Origin of the sequence: Rathayibacter sp. VKM Ac-2835 (assembly GCF_013266705.1) — a bacterium.
Classification (GTDB): Bacteria; Actinomycetota; Actinomycetes; order Actinomycetales; family Microbacteriaceae; genus Rathayibacter.
Genome location: NZ_JABSNQ010000001.1, coordinates 342283 through 362200 on the forward strand (window position 1 = coordinate 342283; position 19918 = coordinate 362200).

Sequence of the window (19918 nt, forward strand, 5' to 3'; positions counted from 1 at the left end):
CCGGCGCCGGTCCGCTCGAGCCCGGCGTCCGCCTAGGGTGGAGGCGGTCGCAGCGAGCGGCCGCGAAAGGTTCCTCATGAAGATCAGCCAGCTGCGTCACTTCGTGGCCGTCGCCGAGGAGCTCCACTTCGTGCGCGCCGCCGAGAAGCTCGGCATCTCCCGCAAGAAGCTCGACTCCTCCGTCGCCGCCGTCGAGCTCGACCTCGGCCGCCCGCTCTTCGAGCCCGGTGCCGCCGCCACGACCCTCACCGCCGCCGGCCGCCAGCGCCTCGCCTCGGCCCGCGAGGAGCTCGCCGCCCTCGGCGACGAGCCGGAGGAGGCGCCCAAGTCGGGCGGCAAGGCCAAGGCCTCGAAGGGCACCGGCCGCGCCCCCGTCGTCAAGGGCCAGCCCAAGCCCTACAAGCGCCGCCAGTCCCGCTGACCCAGGGTCCCTGCAACGTCACTCGTACGTCTTGACGCCGACGTGGTGGACGACGAGCCGTCCCTTGGCCGCCTCCAGGGCGAAATGGATACGTCCGCACTCATTGAACTTCACTGCGTCGCGGACCTTGACATGAGGTGTGGCGTTCAGAGTCGCGCCTTCGTGCTCGAACTGATTCAACCAGCGCATCTCCTTCCTTCTCCATCTCGTGATGGTCTGGTCCGTGAGTGCAACAGTGATCGCAAAGTTCTCCTTCAGCCAATCATCCAGTCGCGGAATGCTCTTCTCTTCGCCGTCGTAGAGGACGACGGCGGCCCGCGCGAGCGCGATGAGCTTCTCCGTCATGTCGTCGGGATCGGGGTAATCGATGTCCTCCCACGACTTCCGAGCTCGATCGGTGAAGACGATGTGCTCGGAGGCGGCATCCATGATCGCGAGGAAGGTCGCGTCGGGATTCGACCTCGCCACGAGCCTCGGAACGGCGGTCCACGCATTCTCCGGCTCCGGTGAGAGGACCGATCTCCCGGCGGACAGTTCGCGATAACAGTTCTGCCACATCTCTGCTTCCTCGCGAGCCTGGTCGCGCTCTGCCTCGAGCTGGCGCGCAGCACGCGCACTGATGTCAGCTTGTCGGAGTGCGTCTTCGCCGATGGTCTCCAGTTCCGCTGTCGTGGCTTCGAGCGCTTCGACCTGTTGCTTGAGTGCTGAGATCTCACCGTCTTCGTCGCCGCCTCGGCGCGCACGCCGCTCCTGATCGGAGAGCTCGACCAGGCGCACCTTCTCCGCTGCGGACCGCACTCGCCTCCAGGACGTGTCCGCTCCCCCTCCGAGAGCAGCAGGAGCACCTGGACGCTGAGTGAGATCGCGGCACACCTCAGCCGCGCCCCGTGCGTTCGATCGCTCCGCCGAGACGGTCGGAGAGGCCGCCTCCAGGCCGGGCCATGTGATGGCGAGCCCACCGAAGGGAACGCGCGCGTCCGCGTGCGCCTCTCCGATGATCCGCGCAGTCTCGACATTCACCGTCACTGTCCGGACGAGCCCCAGCAGCTTTCTCGAGAGTCCCCTCGCGATGTTCGGTGGAGCGAGCATGGACGAGAGCTAGGGGCAGGCGGTCCTCACTGGTGAGGATGTCGACGACGGCGTCGGCTTCTGCCGCCGTCTTCACGGGGATGCAGCGCCGGTTCACGAGCCGGCCGCGCGCGCGGAGAGTGAGATTCTCATCCTGATCGAGCAAGCGAAGTGCGCCGGGTTGAGAGATGTCCGTCGTACCGACGGGGACAAGACGCTGATTCGTCGTCTCACGTCCGATCCCGACTCGGAGACGGACAGCGCCGCTGATGCTGCTCACCGTGACGCGGGTGGACGATTCGAGGCCCGTGCCCACGGCCTGAGAGACGACGAGCTTGAGCGCACGGTCTCCTCCTGCCTCGCTCACCTCCCAGTCTCCGTGGCGAGGGTGGTCACCGCCGGGTGTCCTCGCAGCAGCGAGCTCGCGCATTCCGTTCGTTGCGAGGTCCAGAGGTGCGAGGCGGACCAGGGGATCATTCAGCCACTCCGCAAGATGCGCGGCGAGACGGCCGTAGGCGCCGTCACCCTCCACAGCACGATCGACGACGTGCATGAGCCGCATGAGCGATGCCTTCCGATAGGCCGACGCGCCTACCATACCGGTCTGGTCGGGCCCGCGGCCGGCACGACGCGACCGCACACGCCTCGGAGGGCGTGCGACGAGAAGAGCGCGGCAGGAAGGTCCGGAGGGCGCTCCCACTCGTGGCCCTGAGCCCGATGACGCTGATCACAGGTCGATTCGGTGGGCCCTACCGGGCTCGAACCGATGACATCCACGGTGTAAACGTGGCGCTCTACCAACTGAGCTAAAGGCCCCCGTCGCGGCCGGGCCGCGGACGATCGGATCGATCCTACGACACGGCTCGCAGCGCTACTCTCGGCGCATGGCGGACACGGACGACGGGCGCGCGAGGCGCCGGGCCGAGAGCCGCTGGCCGGCCTCCGCCGCGATCCTCGTCGCTGTGGCGCTCAACCTCGTCGGGCACGACTCCAGCACCTCGGTCGTCCGGATCGCCGCAGCGGTCCTGACGCTCGCGCTGCTGATCCCGCTCTTCGTCGTGAACCCGCGCCGCTTCGACACCGAGACCCGCTGGTCGCGCGGAGTCTCGATCACCCTCGCGGTCGTCCTCGCCGCGGCGAACCAGGTCAACGTCGTCCGGGTCGTGGTCGACCTCGTCGACGGGTCCGCCGACGGCCCGCTGCTCCTGCTCACGGCTCTGCAGGTCTGGGTGACCAACGTCGTCGCCTACGCGCTGATCTTCTGGGAGCTCGACCGCGGCGGCCCCGTCTCGCGCGGCACGCTCGAGCGCTCGCAGCTGCCGCCCGCCGACTTCGCCTTCCCCCAGGACACCTTCGGCGACACGGTCGCCGAGGTGGCGGTCGGCTCCTCCGAGAAGGCCGACTGGCGCCCGGGCTTCGTCGACTACCTCTACGTCTCGACGACGAACACCATGGCGTTCAGCCCCACCGACACCATGCCGCTCTCCAGCCGGGTCAAGCTCCTGATGGCCCTCGAGGGCTTCACCGGCTTCGTCCTGCTGGCCCTGGTCATCTCCCGAGCCGTCAACATCCTGAGCTGACCCTCGTCGTGTGCACGCGCGCCCGCACTCCGCGAGATGCCACTTGTGCACGCGACACGCCGTGAAAGGCGGTCACAAGTGGCATCTCGCGGAGGAGCGCCGGGGCGTCAGGCGTGGGCGGGAGTGAGCGCGTCGATCGCGGCGCGGTAGTCGTCCATCGAGCGGGCCTCGCCGGGCGCCGTGATGAAGGTGTCCCGGATGACGCCCTCCTTGTCGATGAGGAAGGTCGCGCGCGTGGCGTAGCCCTTGCCCTCGAGGAAGACGCCGTACTGCTTGGCGACGTCGCCGTGCGGCCAGAAATCCGAGAGCAGCGTGAAGTCGTAGCCCTGCTTCTCGCCCCAGGCGCGGAGGGTGTGCTTCGAGTCGACCGAGATGCCGATCAGCTCGACGTCCGCGTGCTCGAACAGCGAGAGGTTCTCGCGCAGCGCGCAGAACTCGCCGGTGCAGGTGCCGGAGAAGGCGAGGGGGAAGAAGACGAGGGCGACGTTGCGCCGCCCGTGGAAGTCGCCGAGCTGGATGCGCTCGCCGTACTGGTTCGCGAGTTCGAAGTCGGGAGCCAGCGTGAGCTTCTCGAGAGCCATCGGACGATGTCCTTCCATGCGCGCGAATGTCGCGCGAGCACGAGGGGCAATGCTAGACCCGCTCCGGCCGTGCACCAAGGAGGAGCCGAACAGTGGTCGGGATCGTGGCCGCCGTCCGGGCCGCTGAACGCGCTGCTGCTGGAGAAATCCCACAGAGCCCTGTGCGGATCCGTCGTGGATCGCCACACATGGCCGGAATCGCTAGGCTTGCACGGGTGCCCGCGCGCTCCTCGTCATCCGAGGATCCTGCGCGCGGATCCGCACCGCTTCATGAGAGTGATGTCTCGGGCACGATCTGCCCCCAGAGAGAGGTCGAGGGTGACTGTTAACGATCAGGACCCGTATTCCGTCGGACACGTCGACTCGGATCCCGAGGAAACGTCGGAGTGGAACGAGTCGCTGGACGCGCTCGTCGAGGAGCGGGGTGCCGGTCGCGGACGCGACGTCATGCTCAGCCTCCTGAAGCGCTCCAAGGAGCTGCACCTCGGCGTTCCGATGGTGCCGACCACGGACTACATCAACACCATCGCGGCCGAGAACGAGCCCGACTTCCCCGGTGACGAGGACGTCGAGCGCCGCTACCGCGCCTGGATCCGCTGGAACGCGGCCATCCTCGTGCACCGCGCGCAGCGCCCCGGCATCGGCGTGGGCGGGCACATCTCGACCTACGCGTCGAGCGCCTCGCTCTACGAGGTCGGCTTCAACCACTTCTTCCGCGGCCAGGACCACCCGGGCGGCGGCGACCAGATCTTCATCCAGGGCCACGCCTCCCCCGGCCCCTACGCGCGCGCCTTCCTCGAGGGACGCCTGAGCGAGCACCAGCTCGACGGGTTCCGCCAGGAGAAGTCGCACCAGGGCGGCGGGCTCTCCAGCTACCCGCACCCGCGCCTCATGCCGGAGTTCTGGCAGTTCCCGACCGTCTCGATGGGCCTCGGCCCGATCAACGCGATCTACCAGGCGCAGGCGAACAAGTACCTCACCAACCGCGGCATCAAGGACGCCTCCGACCAGCAGGTCTGGGCGTTCCTCGGCGACGGCGAGATGGACGAGGTCGAGTCGCGCGGTCAGCTCCAGGTCGCCGCGAACGACGGCCTCGACAACCTCAACTTCATCGTCAACTGCAACCTGCAGCGCCTCGACGGACCGGTCCGCGGCAACGGCAAGATCGTCCAGGAGCTGGAGTCGTTCTTCCGCGGCGCCGGCTGGAACGTCATCAAGCTCATCTGGGGCCGCGAGTGGGACGACCTGCTCGCCCGCGACACCGAGGGCGCGCTGCTCGACCTGATGAACAAGACGCCCGACGGCGACTTCCAGACCTTCAAGACCGAGGACGGCGCCTACGTCCGCGAGAACTTCTTCGGCCGCGACGAGCGCGCGAAGAAGCTCGTCGAGGACTACAGCGACGAGCAGATCTGGGGCCTGCGCCGCGGTGGCCACGACTACCGCAAGATCTACGCCGCCATGAAGGCCGCGACGGAGCACAAGGGCCAGCCGACCGTCATCCTCGCGCACACCATCAAGGGCTACGGTCTCGGCCGCAGCTTCGAGGGCCGCAACGCGACCCACCAGATGAAGAAGATGACCCTGGACAACCTGAAGGGCTTCCGCGACACCATGCGGATCCCGATCACGGACGCCCAGCTCGAGGAGAACCCCTACCTCCCGCCGTACTACCACCCCGGTCAGGGCGACGAGGCGATCGAGTACATGCAGGAGCGCCGCCGCGCGCTCGGCGGCTACCTGCCCGAGCGCCGGTCGAAGTACACGCAGCTCTCGCTGCCGGACGACTCGGCCTACAAGATCGGCAAGAAGGGCTCCGGGACGCAGGAGATCGCCACGACCATGGCGTTCGTCCGCATCCTGAAGGACATCCTGCGCTCCAAGGACTTCGGCAACCGCGTCGTCCCGATCATCCCCGACGAGGCCCGAACCTTCGGCATGGACGCGTTCTTCCCGAACGCGAAGATCTACAACCCGCGCGGCCAGCACTACACGTCGGTCGACCGCGAGCTGCTCCTGGCCTACAAGGAGAGCCCGCAGGGTCAGATCCTGCACGTCGGCATCAACGAGGCGGGCGCCCTCGCGGCGTTCACCGCGGTCGGCACCTCGTACTCGACGCAGGGCGAGCCGCTCATCCCGGTCTACGTCTTCTACTCGATGTTCGGCTTCCAGCGCACGGCCGATGCGATCTGGGCGGCGGGCGACATGATGGCCCGCGGCTTCATGATCGCGGCGACCGCCGGTCGCACGACGCTGACCGGCGAGGGCCTCCAGCACGCGGACGGCCACTCGCCGATCCTCGCCGCCACCAACCCGGCCGTGGTCAGCTACGACCCGGCGTACAGCTACGAGATCGCGCACATCGTGCAGTCCGGTCTCGAGCGGATGTACGGCGGGACGCACCCGGACCCGAACGTCATGTACTACGTGACGGTCTACAACGAGCCGATCGTGCACCCGAAGGAGCCCGAGGACGTGGATGTGGACGGCATCGTCCGCGGCATCCACCGCGTCTCCTGGGGTCAGTGGGACGGCCCGAAGGCCCAGCTGCTCGCGTCCGGCGTCGCCGTGCCGTGGGCGATCGAGGCGCAGAAGCTCCTCGCCGAGGACTGGGGCGTGTCGGCCGACGTCTGGTCGGTCACCTCGTGGAACGAGCTGCGGCGCGACGGCATCAAGGCCGAGCATCACAACTTCCTCTACCCCGAGGACGAGGCGCAGGTGCCCTACGTCACGCAGAAGCTCGCCGACGCGAAGGGCCCCTTCGTCGCCGTGTCGGACTTCTCGCACCAGGTCCCCGACCAGCTGCGGCAGTTCATCCCGGGCGACTTCGCGACGCTCGGAGCGGACGACTTCGGCTTCTCGGACACCCGTGCCGCCGCGCGCCGCCACTTCAAGATCGACGGACCGTCGGTCGTCGTGCGGACGCTGCAGCTGCTCGCCAAGCGCGGCGAGGTCGACCCCTCGCTGGCCGCCCAGGCGATCCAGAAGTACAGCCTCCACGACGTGAACGCCGGCACCACCGGCAACGCGGGCGGCGAGAGCTGACGGACGGCTCGGTGCTCTCCTCCGACGACGAGCAGTCGACGACGCGGGGCACTGCCCCTTCGGCGGAGCGTCCGGCCACCCGGCCGGGCGCTCCGCGCACGAAGGAGCAGACCCTCGCGTGGCTGCGGACCCTCTCGGGCGAGCTGTCCACGCAGACCATCAAGAAGCTCGAGGACACGCTGCCCTGGTACGGCAGCATGCCGCCGGGCCGCCGCTCCGCCGTGGGCATGGTCGCGCAGGCCGGCATCACCTCGTTCATCTCCTGGTTCGACGACCCCTCGGCGACGCCGTGGATCGCCGCCGACGTCTTCGGAGCGGCTCCCCGCGAGCTGCTCCGCTCCGTCTCGCTGACCCAGACGCTCCAGCTGATCAAGGTCACGGTCGAGGTCGTCGAGGAGCGGATCACCAATCGCGGCGAGGACCTGCGCGAGGCGATCCTGCTCTACTCGCGCGAGATCGCCTTCGCCGCGGCCGACGTCTACGCCCGGGCGGCGGAGGCGCGCGGCCTCTGGGACGCCCGCCTCGAGGCCCTCGTCGTCGACTCGATCCTCACGGGCGAGGCCGACGACGAGCTGCCCAGCCGCATCGCGGCCCTCGGCTGGCACGGCCACGGCGAGGTCGCGGTGCTCGTGGGCACCGCGCCGAAGATGCTCGACGTCGACCAGCTCCGCCGCACCGCCCGGCACATGAGCGCCGACGTGCTGATCGGCGTGCAGGGCAGCCGGCTCGTGCTGGTGATCGGCCGCGCCGAGCCGAGCGAGAACGCGACGGAGGAGACCGGCCCGCCGGTCGCCTTCCTCGAGATCGCGAACGCGCTCGAGCCGGGCTTCGGCTCCGGTCATCTGGTCCTCGGCCACGAGGTGCCGACGCTCGTCGAGGCCTCGCGCAGCGCCCGCGCCGCCCTGGCCGGCTTCGCGGTCGCGCGCTCCTGGCGCAACGCCCCGCGGCCGGTCAACGCCGACGACCTGCTGCCCGAGCGCGCTCTCGCCGGCGATCCGCTCGCCCGGCAGAGCCTGATCACCCAGATCTACAAGCCGCTGCAGAAGCACTCGACCGAGCTGCTCACCACGCTCTGGGCGTACCTCGACAACGGCCGCTCGCTCGAGGCGACGGCTCGCGAGCTCTTCGTGCACCCCAACACCGTCCGCTACCGCCTCAAGCGGGTGGCGGAGGTGATCGGCTGGGACGCGACGGGCGCTCGCGAGGCGCTCATCCTGCAGTCGGCCCTCATCCTCGGCTCGATGAGCGATCCGGACGGAGCGGTCCGCCGCCGTCCGACCCGCAAGTGAGCCGCACCCTCCCCGCACCCTGTTGTAGAACCGCCACAAGCTCTTTGTGGTTTGTCAGTACCTCATTGCGCCGCACGAACCGGCGCGGATCGGAAGACTGAAAGCGTGATCGTCGTCGTCGCCCCGGGTCAGGGCTCCCAGACCCCCGGATTCCTCGAGCCGTGGCTCGCCGTCCCCTCGGTGGCCGAGCAGGTCGCCGCGCACTCGGAGGCGGTCGGCATCGACCTCGCCGCGCACGGCACCGTCTCGGACGCGGACACCATCCGGGACACCGCGGTCGCCCAGCCGCTGATCGTCTCCGCCGGGCTGGTCAGCCTGGCCGCGCTGCTCGAGGGCGGCCGCCGCGAGCGCATCGCGGGCATCGCCGGCCACTCGGTCGGCGAGATCACCGCCGCGGCCGGAGCCGGAGTCCTCTCCGAGCCCGACGCGCTCGTCTTCGTCCGGGAGCGCGCCCGCGCCATGGCCGCCGCGGCCGCCGCGGCGCCGACCGCGATGAGCGCCGTCCTCGGCGGCGACGAGGAGGCCCTCCTCGCCCGCCTCGACGAGCTCGGCCTCGAGCCGGCCAACTACAACGGCGGCGGGCAGATCGTCGTCGCCGGCGCGGTCGACGCGCTGCAGGCGCTGAAGGACGAGCCCCTCCGCGGCACCCGCGTCGTGCCGCTGCAGGTCGCCGGAGCGTTCCACACCCGCTACATGGCCCCGGCCCGCGACTCCCTCGCCGGCGTCGCCGCCTCGATCACCCCCGCCGACCCGACGCTGCGCCTGTGGACGAACCGCGACGGCTCCGTCGTCGGCTCCGGCGCCCGCTTCCTCGAGCTGCTCGTCGGCCAGGTCGCCTCGCCCGTCCGCTGGGACCTCTGCATGGCGGCCTTCGCCGAGGCGGGCGTCACCGGCCTGATCGAGCTGGCTCCCGCGGGCGCCCTCGTCGGCCTCGCCAAGCGCGGCCTCAAGGGACTCCCGACCCTCGCGATCAAGACCCCCGACGACCTCGACGCCGCCCGCGCCTTCATCGACGAGCACGCCGCCTAGCAGGAGAGACCCATGACGACCCCTACCCTCAGCCAGTCCAGCGGCAGCCAGTACACCCGCATCCTCGGCATCGGCGCCGCCCGCGGCGACCTCGTCGTGCCCAACGACGACCTCGTCGGCCCGATCAACTCCTCCGACGAGTGGATCCGCCAGCGCACCGGCATCGTCGAGCGCCGCCGCGCCTCGGCCGAGGTCCAGGCCGTCGACCTCGCGACCACCGCCTCCCTCGAGGCCATCGAGAAGGCCGGGATCCGCGCCGACCAGATCGGGCTCGTGCTGGTCTCGACCATCAGCAACACGGTGCAGACTCCGTCGCTCGCGGCGCTCCTCGCCGACCGGATCGGCGCGAACCCCGCCCCCGCCTACGACATCTCCGCGGCCTGCGCCGGCTACACCTACGGCATCGCCCAGGCCGACTCGTTCGTCCGCTCCGGACTCGCCGAGTACGTCCTCGTCGTCGGCGCCGAGAAGCTGTCCGAGATCGTGAAGTCGACCGACCGCAGCATCTCCTTCCTCCTCGGCGACGGCGCGGGTGCCGCGATCGTCGGCCCGAGCGACACCGTCGGCATCTCGAAGACCGTCTGGGGCTCCGACGGCTCGAAGTGGGACACCGTCGGCATGGACAACCCGCTCGCCGCCTACCGCGACGGCGTCGCCGAGTGGCCGACGCTGCGCCAGGACGGCCCGTCCGTGTTCCGCTGGGCGGTCTGGGAGATGGCCAAGGTCGCCAAGCAGGCGCTGGCCGAGGCGGGCGTCGCGCCCGAGGACCTCGCCGCCTTCATCCCGCACCAGGCGAACATGCGCATCATCGACGAGCTCGCGAAGCAGCTGAAGCTGCCCGAGACCGTGACGATCGGCCGCGACATCGAGACGACCGGCAACACCTCCGCCGCCTCCATCCCGCTGGCCACCCACCGCCTGCTCGAGGAGCACCCCGAGCTCAGCGGCGGACTCGCCCTGCAGATCGGCTTCGGCGCCGGACTCGTCTTCGGCGCGCAGGTCGTGGTGCTCCCTTAGGGGGCGCAGGCCCACCCCTAAACTGACCTACGGTCACACGACGAACACCTCGATCTCGACGAACACCGAGTCGAAACACCCTGATCGAACACCCCTCAAGGAGAGAACCATGGCACTGTCCAACGAAGAAGTCCTCGCCGGCCTGGCCGAACTGGTCAACGACGAGACGGGCATCGCGACCGATTCCGTCGAGATGGAGAAGTCGTTCACCGACGACCTCGACATCGACTCCATCTCGATGATGACCATCGTCGTCAACGCCGAGGAGAAGTTCGACGTGAAGATCCCGGACGACGAGGTCAAGAACCTCAAGACGGTCGGCGACGCGGTCACCTTCATCGTCAAGGCCTCCGCGTAACCAGCGCCCCGCGCCCCCCGTCCTCGAGGCGGACACCCCGGCCAGGGCCCTGAGCCCGGCCGGGGTGCGCCCGGAACCCACCCGTCACGGAACAGAGATCGTCGTCATGAGTCCCAAGAAAATCGTCGTCACCGGCATCGGAGCCAGCACGCCCCTCGGCGGCACCGCTCGCGAGTCCTGGAGCGCCCTTCTCGCGGGTGAGTCCGGCGTCAGCACGATCCAGGCCGACTGGGTGACCGAGCTCGAGCTCCCCGTCACCTTCGCCGCTCAGGCGAAGGTGCGTCCGGAGGAGGTCCTCCCCCGTCCCGAGGCCAAGCGCCTCGACCCCTCCAGCCAGTTCGCCCTCATCTCCGCCCGCGAGGCGTGGGCCGACTCCGGCATCACCGACGTCGACCCGCTGCGCGTCGGCGTCGACTACTCCACCGGCATCGGCGGACTCTGGACCCTCATCGACGCGTGGGACACCCTCCGCGAGCGCGGCCCCCGCCGCGTCCTCCCGATGACCATCCCCATGCTCATGCCCAACGCCGCGGCGGCCGCGATCAGCATGGCCATCCCGTCCCGCGCCTACGCCCGCACCGACGTCTCCGCCTGCGCCTCCAGCACCGAGGCGATCGCGAACGCGTACGAGCACCTCCAGCGCGGCCTCGCCGACGTCGTCATCGCCGGCGGCACTGAGTCGGTCGTCCACCCGCTCCCCCTCGCCGCCTTCGCGTCGATGCAGGCCCTCTCCCGCCGCAACGACGACCCGGCCACCGCCTCCCGCCCCTACGACGTCTCCCGCGACGGCTTCGTCCTCGGCGAAGGCGCCGCCACCCTCGTCCTCGAGACCGAGGAGCACGCCCTCGCCCGCGGCGCCCGCATCTACGCCGAGCTCGCCGGCGGCGCCGTCACCAGCGACTCGTACCACATCACCGCCCCCGATCCCGAGGGCTCCGCCGCCGCCCGCGCGATGATCGAGGCCCTCGAGCAGGCCGGCGCCGCGCGCACCGACGTCACCCACGTCAACGCTCACGCGACCAGCACCCCCGTCGGCGACATCGCCGAGTACCGCGCCCTCGCCCGCGTCTTCGGCGACCACCTCCCGAACATCGCCGTCTCCGCCACCAAGGCCTCCACCGGCCACCTCCTCGGCGGCACCGGAGCCCTCGAGGCGATCTTCACCGTCCTCGCCCTGCACGAGCGCACCGCCCCGCCGACCATCAACCTCACCGAGCAGGACCCGCAGATCCCCCTCGACGTGGTCACCAGCCCGCGCAGCCTCGGAGCCGCGCCGCTCGTCGCCCTCTCCAACTCGTTCGGGTTCGGGGGGCACAATGCTGTTGCCGCGTTCCGGTCGGTGTAACGGGGCGTAGCCCCGTCACCCCGAGCGGAACGCGGGCTGCGCCGCTCCTCGCGCGGCGCAGGCGCGTCCGCTCCCGGCGGGGTCGCGTTCCGCAGGGCCGGTGCGGTGCGGCGACGGCGATCCGCTGGAACGCGGATCGCCGGATGCGCCTCGTGCCGCGAGGGTGGTCGTTCACCGCGAGCCCTCGCCAGCAGTTCCGGGAACGGGGCCGCATCGCCTGCGGCTCGCTCTGCCGGACACTCGCTGCAGCACTCCGGGTGAAGTGACCGCATCGCCTGCGGCTCGCTCCGTCGGACACCTCCGGCAGCACTCAACCATGCTGGTCGAGTAGCCCCGCAGGGGCGTATCGAGACCCACCGTCCCCAGCACGGCGGACCAGCAGCCGGCTCCCGATGTTCCGACGAGCAGAAGCGCGTCTCACGAGCCGAAGATGTGCCCACCCTTCAGAGAGTTGCGCGCACCGTATCGCCGCGCCCCACGAGGCGTATCCGGCGATTCGCGTACCAGCGAATCGCCGCCGCCGTTCGCACCCCGCTCTGCGGACCGCGACCACCTCCCCGAGCCGACCGCGCAACGCCGCGCGGGGAGCGGCGCAGAAATGGGCACCGCCTGCTCAGCCGACGCTGTGCATCCAGATGACCCGCCCGAAGTCGCTGGCCGCGCGGAACGGCTCGAGCTCGTCCTCCCAGGCCTGGCCGAGGGCGAGGCGCAGCTCGCGGTGCAGCTCGATGGGGTCGGCGCCGGCGGTCTCCATGGCGGAGCGGATGCGGTCCTCGGGGACGACGGTGTTGCCGGCGCTGTCGGTCTGGGCGTGGAAGACGCCCAGCTCGGGCGTGTGCATCCAGCGGCCGCCGTCGACACCGGGCGACGGGTCCTCGGTCACCTCGTAGCGCACGTCGGCCCAGCCGCGCAGAGCGGACGCGATGACGGCACCGGTGCCGACCGGGCCCTCCCACGCGTACTCGGCACGCTGGGCGCCGCGCTGCACCGGCTGCTCGATCCAGGTGAAGTTCACGGCACGACCGAGAGCGCGACCCGCTCCCCATTCCAGATGGGGGCAGAGCGCGCGGGGGGCGGAGTGCACGAAGAGCACACCCCGAGTCTGTTGCGTCACCACGCTGTCCTCCGTCCGTCCTGGTGCGTCTTCCCCAACGACCTGGACCACGAGCGACGTGCAGTGCCTTCTTGTGCGGTGGACGAGCCACCAGGTCAGATTATGCAGGACCCTCGGCGCCACGACAAGGCGCCTCGCCGCGGCCGCCGACGGGTCGCCGAGATCCCCTGCCTATACTCGGGATCGTCCGCCCGAACCGCGGCGCCGCCCGCATCCGGGCCCGCGATCCGCTCGAGAGGAGCCCCGTGTCGGTCCGCGACGGTCTGCTCGCTCTCCTCACCCTCGGCCCCGCCTACGGCCTGCAGCTCCACGCCGAGCTGCTCGACCGGGCGGCCCACCGTCGCCGGGTCAACGTCGGCCAGATCTACTCCACCCTCGACCGGCTCCGCGAGCGCGGCCTCGTCGCCGGCGCGGGATCGACGGAGGACGGACTCCCCCTGCACGCCCTCACCGACGAAGGGCGCGCCGAGGCGCTCGCCTGGCTGAGCGGCGACGGCGCGTCCGCCGAGGAGGACTGGGACGACGTGCTCGACCGGATCCTGCTGGCCTCGAGCCTGTCCGACGCCGATCTCGACGCGGTCCTCGACGCCTACGGAAGCACGCTCCCCGACGAGCAGGAGGTGCTCGACGACCACCTGCAGCGCCGCCTGGCCGCCCGCGCGGTGCTGGTGCGCGACGACGCGCTGCGCCGGCTGCTCGAGGCCGCCCGCGAGGAGCTCGCCGGAACGGGTGACGGAGCCGCCGTCCGCGGCTACGCGCTCGAGCGCCCGCGGCGGGGCCGCAGGGCAGCGGCGCGGGACGACGCCGCCGCGGAGGAGCCGCCCGGCGACAGGATCGGCCGGCACGAGACAGGCGCGGGCGCCGTCGCCTAGGCTGGCGGGTATGATCCGTTCGCCTCTCGGCCTCCGCGTGTCCACCTCCGCGCGCCGACGGCTCGTCGCAGCCGGTGCGGGCACGGTCCTCGTCCTCTGCGCCGCCCTCGCCGCCCCGATGGCGGCCTCCGCCTACGACCCGGCGGACTACCCGTCCTGGTCGGACGTCGAGGCCGCGAAGTCGAGCGAGAGCGCGACCGCCGCCGAGGTCGACCGCATCACGGCGATCCTCGCCGACCTGCGCGATCAGGCCGCCGCCCTCACCGATGCCGCCATCTCCCGGGCCGCCGAGGCCGACGCCGCGCAGAGCGCTCTCGACGAGGCCACCCAGCGCGTGACCGCGCTCGAGGAGCGCGCCACCGCCGCCCGCGCCGATGCGGACGCCGCGAAGGAGCAGGCCGGCCGCCTGGCCGCCCAGCTGTACCGCAACGGCGGCACCGACGCCACGCTCAACCTCCTGGTCGGCGGCGAGCAGTCGGACCAGCTGCTCTACCGCCTGGGCACCATGAGCCAGCTCACGCTGCAGACCAGCCGCCTCCAGGACGACGCCGAGACCACCGAGAACGCCGCCGCCTCCCTCGCGGGCCAGGCCGAGCAGGCGCGCACCGAGCGGCTCTCCCTCGTCAGCGCCGCGCAGGACGCGCTCGCGACCGCGCAGGCCGCGCAGGCCGACGCCGATGCGAAGGTCGCCGACCAGGAGCAGTACAGCTCCGGTCTCTACGAGCAGCTCGCCTCGCTCAAGACACCACGGCCGCACTCGAGGAGGAGTTCGCCACCGGTCAGGAGGCGAAGGCCGCGTTCGAGGAGCAGGAGCGCCTCTCCCGCCTCGCCGCCGAGGCCGAGGCCCGTCGCCAGCAGGCCGCGAAGGCGCCGTCCGCACCCTCCGCCCCCGCGCCTGCCGCGCCCGCACCCGCGGCGCCGTCCACGGGCGGCGGCGGCCCGGTCGAGCTGGGCGACGACGACGCCTCCGGCAAGGACAGCTCCGCGAAGACCATCGCCGCGCTCAGCACCTACGCCGGCCGCACCGACGGGATGTCACCCGCGCAGGCGCAGAACTACGCCCGGTCCGTCATGGGCGTCCACGGCTGGGGCCAGGACCAGGTCGACAACTGCCTGATCCCGCTCTGGAACGGCGAGTCGGGCTGGCGCTGGAACGCGCTGAACCGCTCCTCGGGCGCCTACGGCATCCCGCAGGCCCTGCCCGCGAGCAAGATGGCGACCTACGGCGCCGACTATCAGACGAACGCCGCCACCCAAGTCGACTGGGGTCTGGCGTACATCTCCGACCGCTACGGCTCGCCGTGCGCGGCGTGGTCGGCGTGGAACAACCGCTCCCCGCACTGGTACTGAGCGACTCGTCGCTCCGCCGTCACTTCGCCTCGTCGTAGGCGTCGACGACCGCGACGGTGACCGGGAAGTCGACGTCCTGCTCGCCGAACAGCGCGCGCCCGGCGCGCGCGGCGGCCTCGCGCACGATCGCGGCGACCCGCTCCGCCTCGCCCGCCGGCGCGTGCACGATCACCTCGTCGTGCAGGAAGTAGACGAGGTGCGCGAGCGCGCCCTCCGCGCGCAGCCGGGCCCGCAGCTCTCCCATCCAGCAGAGCGCCCACTCCGCGGCCGTGCCCTGCACGACGAAGTTGCGGGTGAAGCGCCCCCAGTCGCGAGCACGCTGCCCACCGGCGTCGACGTCGCCGGGCGGCGAGCTGCGCCCGAGCCGGGTCGACACCCGCTCGCCCCGCTCGCCGGCGCGGGCGGCCGCCTCGACGTGCGCGACCGACAGCGGATACGCGCGGGCCAGCCGCGGGAGCAGGCGCCCGGCCTCGCCGCTGGTCGCCCCGTACATCGCGCCGAGCATCGCGACCTTGGCCCGCGGCCGGTCCGGCACGACACCCGCGTCGACGATGCCCTGGTAGAGATCCTTGCCGCGGCCGGCGGCGGCCATCACGGAGTCGCCCGCCAGCGCGGCGAGGATGCGCGGCTCCAGCTGCGCCGCATCGGCGACCACGAGCGTCCAGCCCGCATCGGCGGTCACCGCCGCGCGGATCTGCCGCGGGAGCTGCAGCGCTCCCCCGCCCGAGGTCGCCCAGCGTCCGGTGACGACACCGCCGACGACGTACTCGGGCCGGAAGCGGCCGTCGTGCACCCAGGCGTCGAGCCAGGCCCAGCCGTTGGCGGTCAGCAGGCGCGAGAGCTTCTTGTACTCCAGCAGCGGCGGGATCACGGGGTGCTCGATCGACGTCAGCTCCCAGGAGCGGGTCGACTCGACCGCGAGGCCCGCCCGGCGGAGCGAGCGGAGGAGCTCCGTCGGCGAGTCGGGGTTCAGCTCGGGAGCGCCCAGCTCGCGGCGGATGTCGTCGGCCAGCGCCTCGAGGCGGGCCGGCCGGCCGCCGAAGTGCGGACGCGGCCCGAGCAGGTCGGTGAGCACCCGGTCGTGGATGTCCGCGCGCCACGGCAGCCCGGCTGCGGCGATCTCGCGGGCGATCAGCGCGCCGACGGACTCGGCGGCGAGCAGGAGCCGCAGGCGCCCGCCCTCGGCGGCCGCCGTCAGCGCCTCCTCCTGCCGCGAGAGCTCGACGAGCGGGTCGAGCTCGTCCGTGGCGGCCGGAGCCTCCTCGAAGCCGAGCAGCGTGTCGCCCGCGACCGGAGCGGCCGCTCCGGCGTCCCAGGCATCGGGCGCCGCGCGCGCGAGCGGCGAGCGCGCCGTCTGCTCCGAGCGGCGGAGGATGGCGCGGGCGAGGCGCAGGTCGTGGCAGCGCGCGACGTGCACGCCCTCCGCCAGGAGCGCGGGGTACCAGCGCGCCGTGTCGTCCCAGACCCAGCGCGGCCGCTCCGCCTCGCGCTCGCGGACGAAGGCGGCCAGCTCGACCGGACCGCGTCCACGGCCGACCTCGGTGCCCGTGCCGTCCGCCGCGATCGCCCGCCACGCCCCCGTGGGGCCACCGGTGAGCGCGAGGAGCATCCGGCCATTCTCCTCCGCGGCGGCCCCGGCTCGGACGGGCGCCCCGGCGGCCGCCGTCACGGGGCGCGCTCGGGCGCCGGCTTCGACGCGGGATAGCCCGGGAACGGCTTCTCCTGCGCGGTCAAAGGCTGATGCGCCCAGAGCGCCGCCGCGATCGTGTCCATCGACCGCGAGTAGCCCACGAGCGTGCGGCGGCTCGGCTCCGCGGCCCACGTGACCGCCCGATACCAGCTCTCGCGGTACGGGCCGGTCTCGATCCGGCGGATCAGCCCGATCCGCCCCGTCCGCATCGCGTCGACCATCACCCACTCGTCGGGCCCGCTGCTGCGCAGCATCTGGAGGGGACTCCACTCGATCATCTCGCCTCCTGCCCGGTCGGTCCGCTGCCGTGGCGAGCACGGGCGCCGCGGCGTACACTCGCAGACTATCGAACACATGTTCGAACGGCCAGTCGAGTCCGACGGGTCGAGCGGAGCAGGCGGGAGCACCCACGATGGCGGTGATCGACGAGACGGCGATGGTCGCGACCGACGGCGACGGGGTGCCCGTCGCCCTCGAGTGGCGTGGCGCCAGCTACCGGGTCACCGACCGTCCGACGGTCTGGACGCGCACCAGTGACTGGTGGGCGCCGCTCGACGGCTTCCCGCCGACGTTCGGCGGCGTGCCGGTCAGCATCGGCGGCTGGCGCTTCCAGGCGACCGATCTCGAGACGGGCGGAGCCTTCGTGCTCGACGTCGTCGCCTCGGCGGATCCGTGCTGGAGCGTGGTGCGGTACTACGAGTGAGGGCCGGCGGGCGCGACCCGGACCCCACTACTTGCTGTCGGACCAGGGCGCCTTCGTCATGGCGATCAGAGCGGCGACTCCGGAGACGAGGCCGACACCGGCGATGGCGGCTACGACGAGCCAGAGCACGAGTTCCATAGGGCCAGTCTACCGAGTGCGTCGAGCCCCCGTTCCATCGCCCGGCTCTGCAATAGCGTGAGCGGAATGACCGACTCCCCCACGCGCGCGAGCGTCGGACTGCGCTCCGAGCGCGGTCCGATCCTCCTGGCGCTGATGATCTCGACCGCGCTGGTCGCCCTCGACGCGACCATCCTCTCCACCGCGGTGCCCTCGATCGTCGCGGACCTCGGCGGCTTCGAGCAGTTCCCCTGGCTGTTCTCGATCTACCTGCTCGCGCAGGCGGTCTCCGTCCCCCTCTACGGCAAGCTCTCCGACGTGATCGGCCGGAAGCCCATCATGCTGATCGGGATCGGCCTCTTCCTCGTCGGCTCGCTGCTCTGCGGCCTGGCCTGGAGCATGCCCGCGCTGATCGCCTTCCGCGCCCTGCAGGGCCTCGGCGCCGGAGCGATCCAGCCGATGGGCATCACGATCGCCGGCGACATCTACACGGTCGCCGAGCGGGCGAAGACCCAGGGCTACCTCGCGAGCGTCTGGGGCATCTCCTCGGTCGTCGGCCCCACCCTCGGCGGTGTGCTGTCGGATCTGGGCGCCTGGCGCTGGATCTTCCTGGTCAACATCCCGCTCTGCCTGCTCGCCGCCTTCCTCCTGATCCGCAGCTTCCGCGAGACCACCCGCGGCGAGCGCACCCCGCTCGATCTCGCCGGAGCGTCGGTGCTCGCCGTCGGCACGGCGCTGCTCATCCTCGGCCTGCTCGAGGGCGGCAGCGCCTGGCCGTGGCTCTCCCCAGCGGGTGTCGGCGTCTTCGTCGTCGCGGCGCTCGCCTTCGCCGGCTTCGTCGCGATCGAGCGCAGGGCGGTCGCGCCGGTGCTGCCGCTCTGGGTGCTCACGCGGCGGGTGCTGCTCTCGACGAGTCTCGTCTCGGTGACGGTCGGCGCGATCACCCTCGGCGTCACCTCCTACTTCCCGACCTTCGCGCAGGGCGTCCTCGGCAGCTCCGCCCTCGGCGCCGGCTTCGCGGTCGCCGCGATGACGATCGGCTGGCCGGTGGCGGCGAGCCTCTCCGGCAGGCTCTACCTGCGGATCGGCTTCCGGCGCACGGCCTTCCTCGGGGCGGCGCTGGTCACGGTCGGCACCGGGCTGACGATCCTCCTCGGCGCCTCCTCGAGCCTCTGGGAGATCGCGGGCTTCTGCGTGCTGATCGGCGCCGGCATGGGCCTGGTCGCGACGCCGACGCTCATCCGCGCGCAGGCGAGCGTCGAGTGGAACGAGCGCGGCGTCGTGTCGTCGACCAACTTCTTCGCCCGCAACATCGGCAGTGCGATCGCCGTCGCGGTGTTCGGCGCGATCGTCAACGCCCAGGCCGGCGGCGGCGATCCGACGCCCGAGGGGCTCGCGGCCGGCACCCGCTTCGTCTGCATCGCGCTGACGGTCCTCGCGGTCGGGATGCTCTTCGCGGTCCGCGCGATGCCGAAGGACGACCCGCGGCCGACGAAGGCTCCGGCCGCGACCTCGGCGGAGTCCTAACGGGGAGAGCGGCGGGCGGCGGCGAGGGCCCGCAACCGGTCGACGTGCCCGCGCCGGGTGCGGTGGGTCCAGCGCTGCACCGGGTCCCCGAGTCCGGGGTGCCGCCGGAGCGTGTGCAGCGCGCGATCGAGGCGCCGCACCATGTCGGTCGCCGCGCCGAAGGGACGCGCCGAGATGCCGACCTCGAGGTGGCGGTCGTACACGATCCGGTGGCGCAGCCCCAGGTGCACGCTGATCTCGACGTCGTCGTGCACGTACGGGTCGTCGCGGTGCATCTCCCCCGCGATGTCCTGCCAGGCCGAGCGGCGGACGGCGCAGTTCGAGCCGAAGAGCGGCCAGTTGGCCAGCGCGGAGCCCATCAGCACGAAGTACGCGTCCATGTAGACGATGCGGGCGAGCGTCCGCGCCACCGGCCCGAGCTCGACGAAGCGGCCTGGGCCCGTCACCGCTCCGACGCTCGGATCGGCGAAGTGGGCCGCGATCCTCGCGAGCCAGTGCCGGTCGGGCTGCGAGTCCGCATCGAGCCGGGCGAGCACGTCGCCCTCCGCCTCGTCGAAGCCGTGGGCCGTGCTGGCCGGGATGCCGCTGCCGCCGTGCACGATGACCCGCGCACCCGCCGCGCGCGCCAGGTCGGCACTGTCGTCGGTGCTGCCGTCGTCGACGACGACGATCTCGAACGGGGCGAGGGTCTGCTCGGCGAGGAGGGCGAGCAGCCGCTCGAGGTGCCGGGCGTCGTCCTTGACGGGGACGACGACGGAGATGCGTCGGGAGTCCATCGGGACAGTCAACTCGATCCGGGCGCCCGCCCGGGC

The 19918-nt window shown here is 71.7% G+C and carries 19 protein-coding genes and 1 tRNA gene; 13 read left to right on the forward strand and 7 right to left on the reverse strand.

Annotated elements, in window-relative coordinates; translation table 11 throughout:
- The first annotated feature begins 76 nt into the window (after positions 1-76).
- Positions 77-421 (forward strand): LysR family transcriptional regulator, encoded by a 345-nt coding sequence (locus tag HRK28_RS01605; RefSeq protein WP_160088810.1) that lies wholly within the window; start codon positions 77-79, stop codon positions 419-421.
- An 18-nt stretch (positions 422-439) separates the two neighbouring features.
- Here the strand turns inward: HRK28_RS01605 and HRK28_RS01610 are convergent, their stop codons facing one another.
- Entirely contained in the window at positions 440-1510 is a 1071-nt protein-coding gene (locus HRK28_RS01610) for a hypothetical protein (protein ID WP_173250229.1), read from the reverse strand.
- Between the two features lie 722 nt (positions 1511-2232).
- Positions 2233-2305, reverse strand: a tRNA-Val gene (locus HRK28_RS01615).
- Between the two features lie 68 nt (positions 2306-2373).
- Between HRK28_RS01615 and HRK28_RS01620 the strand changes: the two genes are divergently transcribed.
- A complete protein-coding gene (locus HRK28_RS01620; RefSeq protein WP_160088806.1) occupies positions 2374-3069 on the forward strand; it encodes a hypothetical protein in 696 nt (231 codons plus the stop codon).
- A 107-nt stretch (positions 3070-3176) separates the two neighbouring features.
- Here the strand turns inward: HRK28_RS01620 and HRK28_RS01625 are convergent, their stop codons facing one another.
- Positions 3177-3650, reverse strand: coding sequence for a peroxiredoxin (locus HRK28_RS01625; RefSeq protein ID WP_127886307.1), 474 nt, complete (start codon positions 3648-3650; stop codon positions 3177-3179).
- Positions 3651-3968: 318 nt separating this feature from the next.
- On the opposite strand from HRK28_RS01625, the gene aceE reads away from it, so the two are divergent.
- The 6 genes from aceE to HRK28_RS01655 all read left to right on the forward strand — a co-directional run bounded on the left by aceE (position 3969) and on the right by HRK28_RS01655 (position 11733).
- Positions 3969-6695 (forward strand): pyruvate dehydrogenase (acetyl-transferring), homodimeric type, encoded by a 2727-nt coding sequence (aceE, locus tag HRK28_RS01630; RefSeq protein WP_160088804.1) that lies wholly within the window; start codon positions 3969-3971, stop codon positions 6693-6695.
- Positions 6696-6817: 122 nt separating this feature from the next.
- A complete protein-coding gene (locus tag HRK28_RS01635) occupies positions 6818-7984 on the forward strand; it encodes a CdaR family transcriptional regulator (RefSeq protein ID WP_173232301.1) in 1167 nt (388 codons plus the stop codon).
- Between the two features lie 105 nt (positions 7985-8089).
- The gene (locus HRK28_RS01640) at positions 8090-9013 is read left to right on the forward strand and encodes an ACP S-malonyltransferase (RefSeq protein WP_173250230.1); all 924 of its coding nucleotides are present in this window, start codon (positions 8090-8092) and stop codon (positions 9011-9013) included.
- A gap of 12 nt (positions 9014-9025) precedes the next feature.
- Complete coding sequence (locus HRK28_RS01645) at positions 9026-10030, forward strand: beta-ketoacyl-ACP synthase III (protein WP_160088798.1); 1005 nt, start codon at positions 9026-9028, stop codon at positions 10028-10030.
- A 109-nt stretch (positions 10031-10139) separates the two neighbouring features.
- A complete protein-coding gene (locus HRK28_RS01650) occupies positions 10140-10388 on the forward strand; it encodes an acyl carrier protein (protein ID WP_123445660.1) in 249 nt (82 codons plus the stop codon).
- A gap of 106 nt (positions 10389-10494) precedes the next feature.
- Entirely contained in the window at positions 10495-11733 is a 1239-nt protein-coding gene (locus HRK28_RS01655) for a beta-ketoacyl synthase (protein WP_160088797.1), read from the forward strand.
- A gap of 613 nt (positions 11734-12346) precedes the next feature.
- On the opposite strand, the gene HRK28_RS01660 is transcribed toward HRK28_RS01655, so the two are convergent.
- Positions 12347-12850 (reverse strand): DUF3145 domain-containing protein, encoded by a 504-nt coding sequence (locus HRK28_RS01660; protein ID WP_367948319.1) that lies wholly within the window; start codon positions 12848-12850, stop codon positions 12347-12349.
- A gap of 242 nt (positions 12851-13092) precedes the next feature.
- On the opposite strand from HRK28_RS01660, the gene HRK28_RS01665 reads away from it, so the two are divergent.
- The 3 genes from HRK28_RS01665 to HRK28_RS01675 are packed head-to-tail and all read left to right on the forward strand — an operon-like array spanning position 13093 to position 15069.
- Entirely contained in the window at positions 13093-13719 is a 627-nt protein-coding gene (locus HRK28_RS01665; RefSeq protein WP_173250231.1) for a PadR family transcriptional regulator, read from the forward strand.
- Positions 13720-13729: 10 nt separating this feature from the next.
- Positions 13730-14836 carry a hypothetical protein gene (locus tag HRK28_RS01670; RefSeq protein ID WP_173250232.1) on the forward strand — a complete coding sequence of 369 codons (1107 nt, stop codon included), beginning with the start codon at positions 13730-13732 and terminating at the stop codon, positions 14834-14836.
- A complete protein-coding gene (locus HRK28_RS01675; RefSeq protein ID WP_173250233.1) occupies positions 14791-15069 on the forward strand; it encodes a hypothetical protein in 279 nt (92 codons plus the stop codon). The genes HRK28_RS01670 and HRK28_RS01675 overlap by 46 nt, the downstream gene beginning before the upstream one ends.
- A 19-nt stretch (positions 15070-15088) precedes the next feature.
- On the opposite strand, the gene HRK28_RS01680 is transcribed toward HRK28_RS01675, so the two are convergent.
- Both HRK28_RS01680 and HRK28_RS01685 read right to left on the reverse strand, forming a co-directional pair.
- The gene (locus HRK28_RS01680) at positions 15089-16678 is read right to left on the reverse strand and encodes a bifunctional 3'-5' exonuclease/DNA polymerase (RefSeq protein ID WP_160088791.1); all 1590 of its coding nucleotides are present in this window, start codon (positions 16676-16678) and stop codon (positions 15089-15091) included.
- A 56-nt stretch (positions 16679-16734) separates the two neighbouring features.
- Positions 16735-17037, reverse strand: a complete 303-nt coding sequence (locus tag HRK28_RS01685) for a hypothetical protein (RefSeq protein WP_160088789.1) — start codon at positions 17035-17037, stop codon at positions 16735-16737.
- 134 nt (positions 17038-17171) lie between these two features.
- Here HRK28_RS01685 and HRK28_RS01690 point away from each other — a divergent pair, with 134 nt between their 5' ends.
- Complete coding sequence (locus tag HRK28_RS01690) at positions 17172-17462, forward strand: hypothetical protein (RefSeq protein WP_160088787.1); 291 nt, start codon at positions 17172-17174, stop codon at positions 17460-17462.
- A gap of 204 nt (positions 17463-17666) precedes the next feature.
- Positions 17667-19106, forward strand: a complete 1440-nt coding sequence (locus HRK28_RS01695; protein ID WP_160088785.1) for an MDR family MFS transporter — start codon at positions 17667-17669, stop codon at positions 19104-19106.
- Here HRK28_RS01695 and HRK28_RS01700 read toward each other — a convergent pair.
- Positions 19103-19882 carry a glycosyltransferase family 2 protein gene (locus HRK28_RS01700; RefSeq protein WP_173250234.1) on the reverse strand — a complete coding sequence of 260 codons (780 nt, stop codon included), beginning with the start codon at positions 19880-19882 and terminating at the stop codon, positions 19103-19105. The two genes, HRK28_RS01695 and HRK28_RS01700, sit on opposite strands and share 4 nt — an antisense overlap.
- Positions 19883-19918: the final 36 nt, after the last annotated feature.

Excerpts from the sequence above, each read along its gene's own strand:
- HRK28_RS01700 (WP_173250234.1), bottom strand. The coding sequence starts at position 19,882 with ATGGACTCCCGACGCATCTCCGTCGTCGTCCCCGTCAAGGACGACGCC.
- HRK28_RS01625 (WP_127886307.1), bottom strand. The coding sequence starts at position 3,650 with ATGGCTCTCGAGAAGCTCACGCTGGCTCCCGACTTCGAACTCGCGAAC.
- HRK28_RS01650 (WP_123445660.1), top strand. The coding sequence starts at position 10,140 with ATGGCACTGTCCAACGAAGAAGTCCTCGCCGGCCTGGCCGAACTGGTC.
- HRK28_RS01675 (WP_173250233.1), top strand. The coding sequence starts at position 14,791 with ATGGGCGTCCACGGCTGGGGCCAGGACCAGGTCGACAACTGCCTGATC.
- HRK28_RS01690 (WP_160088787.1), top strand. The coding sequence starts at position 17,172 with ATGGCGGTGATCGACGAGACGGCGATGGTCGCGACCGACGGCGACGGG.
- HRK28_RS01620 (WP_160088806.1), top strand. The coding sequence starts at position 2,374 with ATGGCGGACACGGACGACGGGCGCGCGAGGCGCCGGGCCGAGAGCCGC.
- HRK28_RS01605 (WP_160088810.1), top strand. The coding sequence starts at position 77 with ATGAAGATCAGCCAGCTGCGTCACTTCGTGGCCGTCGCCGAGGAGCTC.
- HRK28_RS01670 (WP_173250232.1), top strand. The coding sequence starts at position 13,730 with ATGATCCGTTCGCCTCTCGGCCTCCGCGTGTCCACCTCCGCGCGCCGA.
- HRK28_RS01685 (WP_160088789.1), bottom strand. The coding sequence starts at position 17,037 with ATGATCGAGTGGAGTCCCCTCCAGATGCTGCGCAGCAGCGGGCCCGAC.
- HRK28_RS01655 (WP_160088797.1), top strand. The coding sequence starts at position 10,495 with ATGAGTCCCAAGAAAATCGTCGTCACCGGCATCGGAGCCAGCACGCCC.
- HRK28_RS01680 (WP_160088791.1), bottom strand. The coding sequence starts at position 16,678 with ATGCTCCTCGCGCTCACCGGTGGCCCCACGGGGGCGTGGCGGGCGATC.
- HRK28_RS01695 (WP_160088785.1), top strand. The coding sequence starts at position 17,667 with ATGACCGACTCCCCCACGCGCGCGAGCGTCGGACTGCGCTCCGAGCGC.
- HRK28_RS01610 (WP_173250229.1), bottom strand. The coding sequence starts at position 1,510 with ATGCTCGCTCCACCGAACATCGCGAGGGGACTCTCGAGAAAGCTGCTG.
- HRK28_RS01645 (WP_160088798.1), top strand. The coding sequence starts at position 9,026 with ATGACGACCCCTACCCTCAGCCAGTCCAGCGGCAGCCAGTACACCCGC.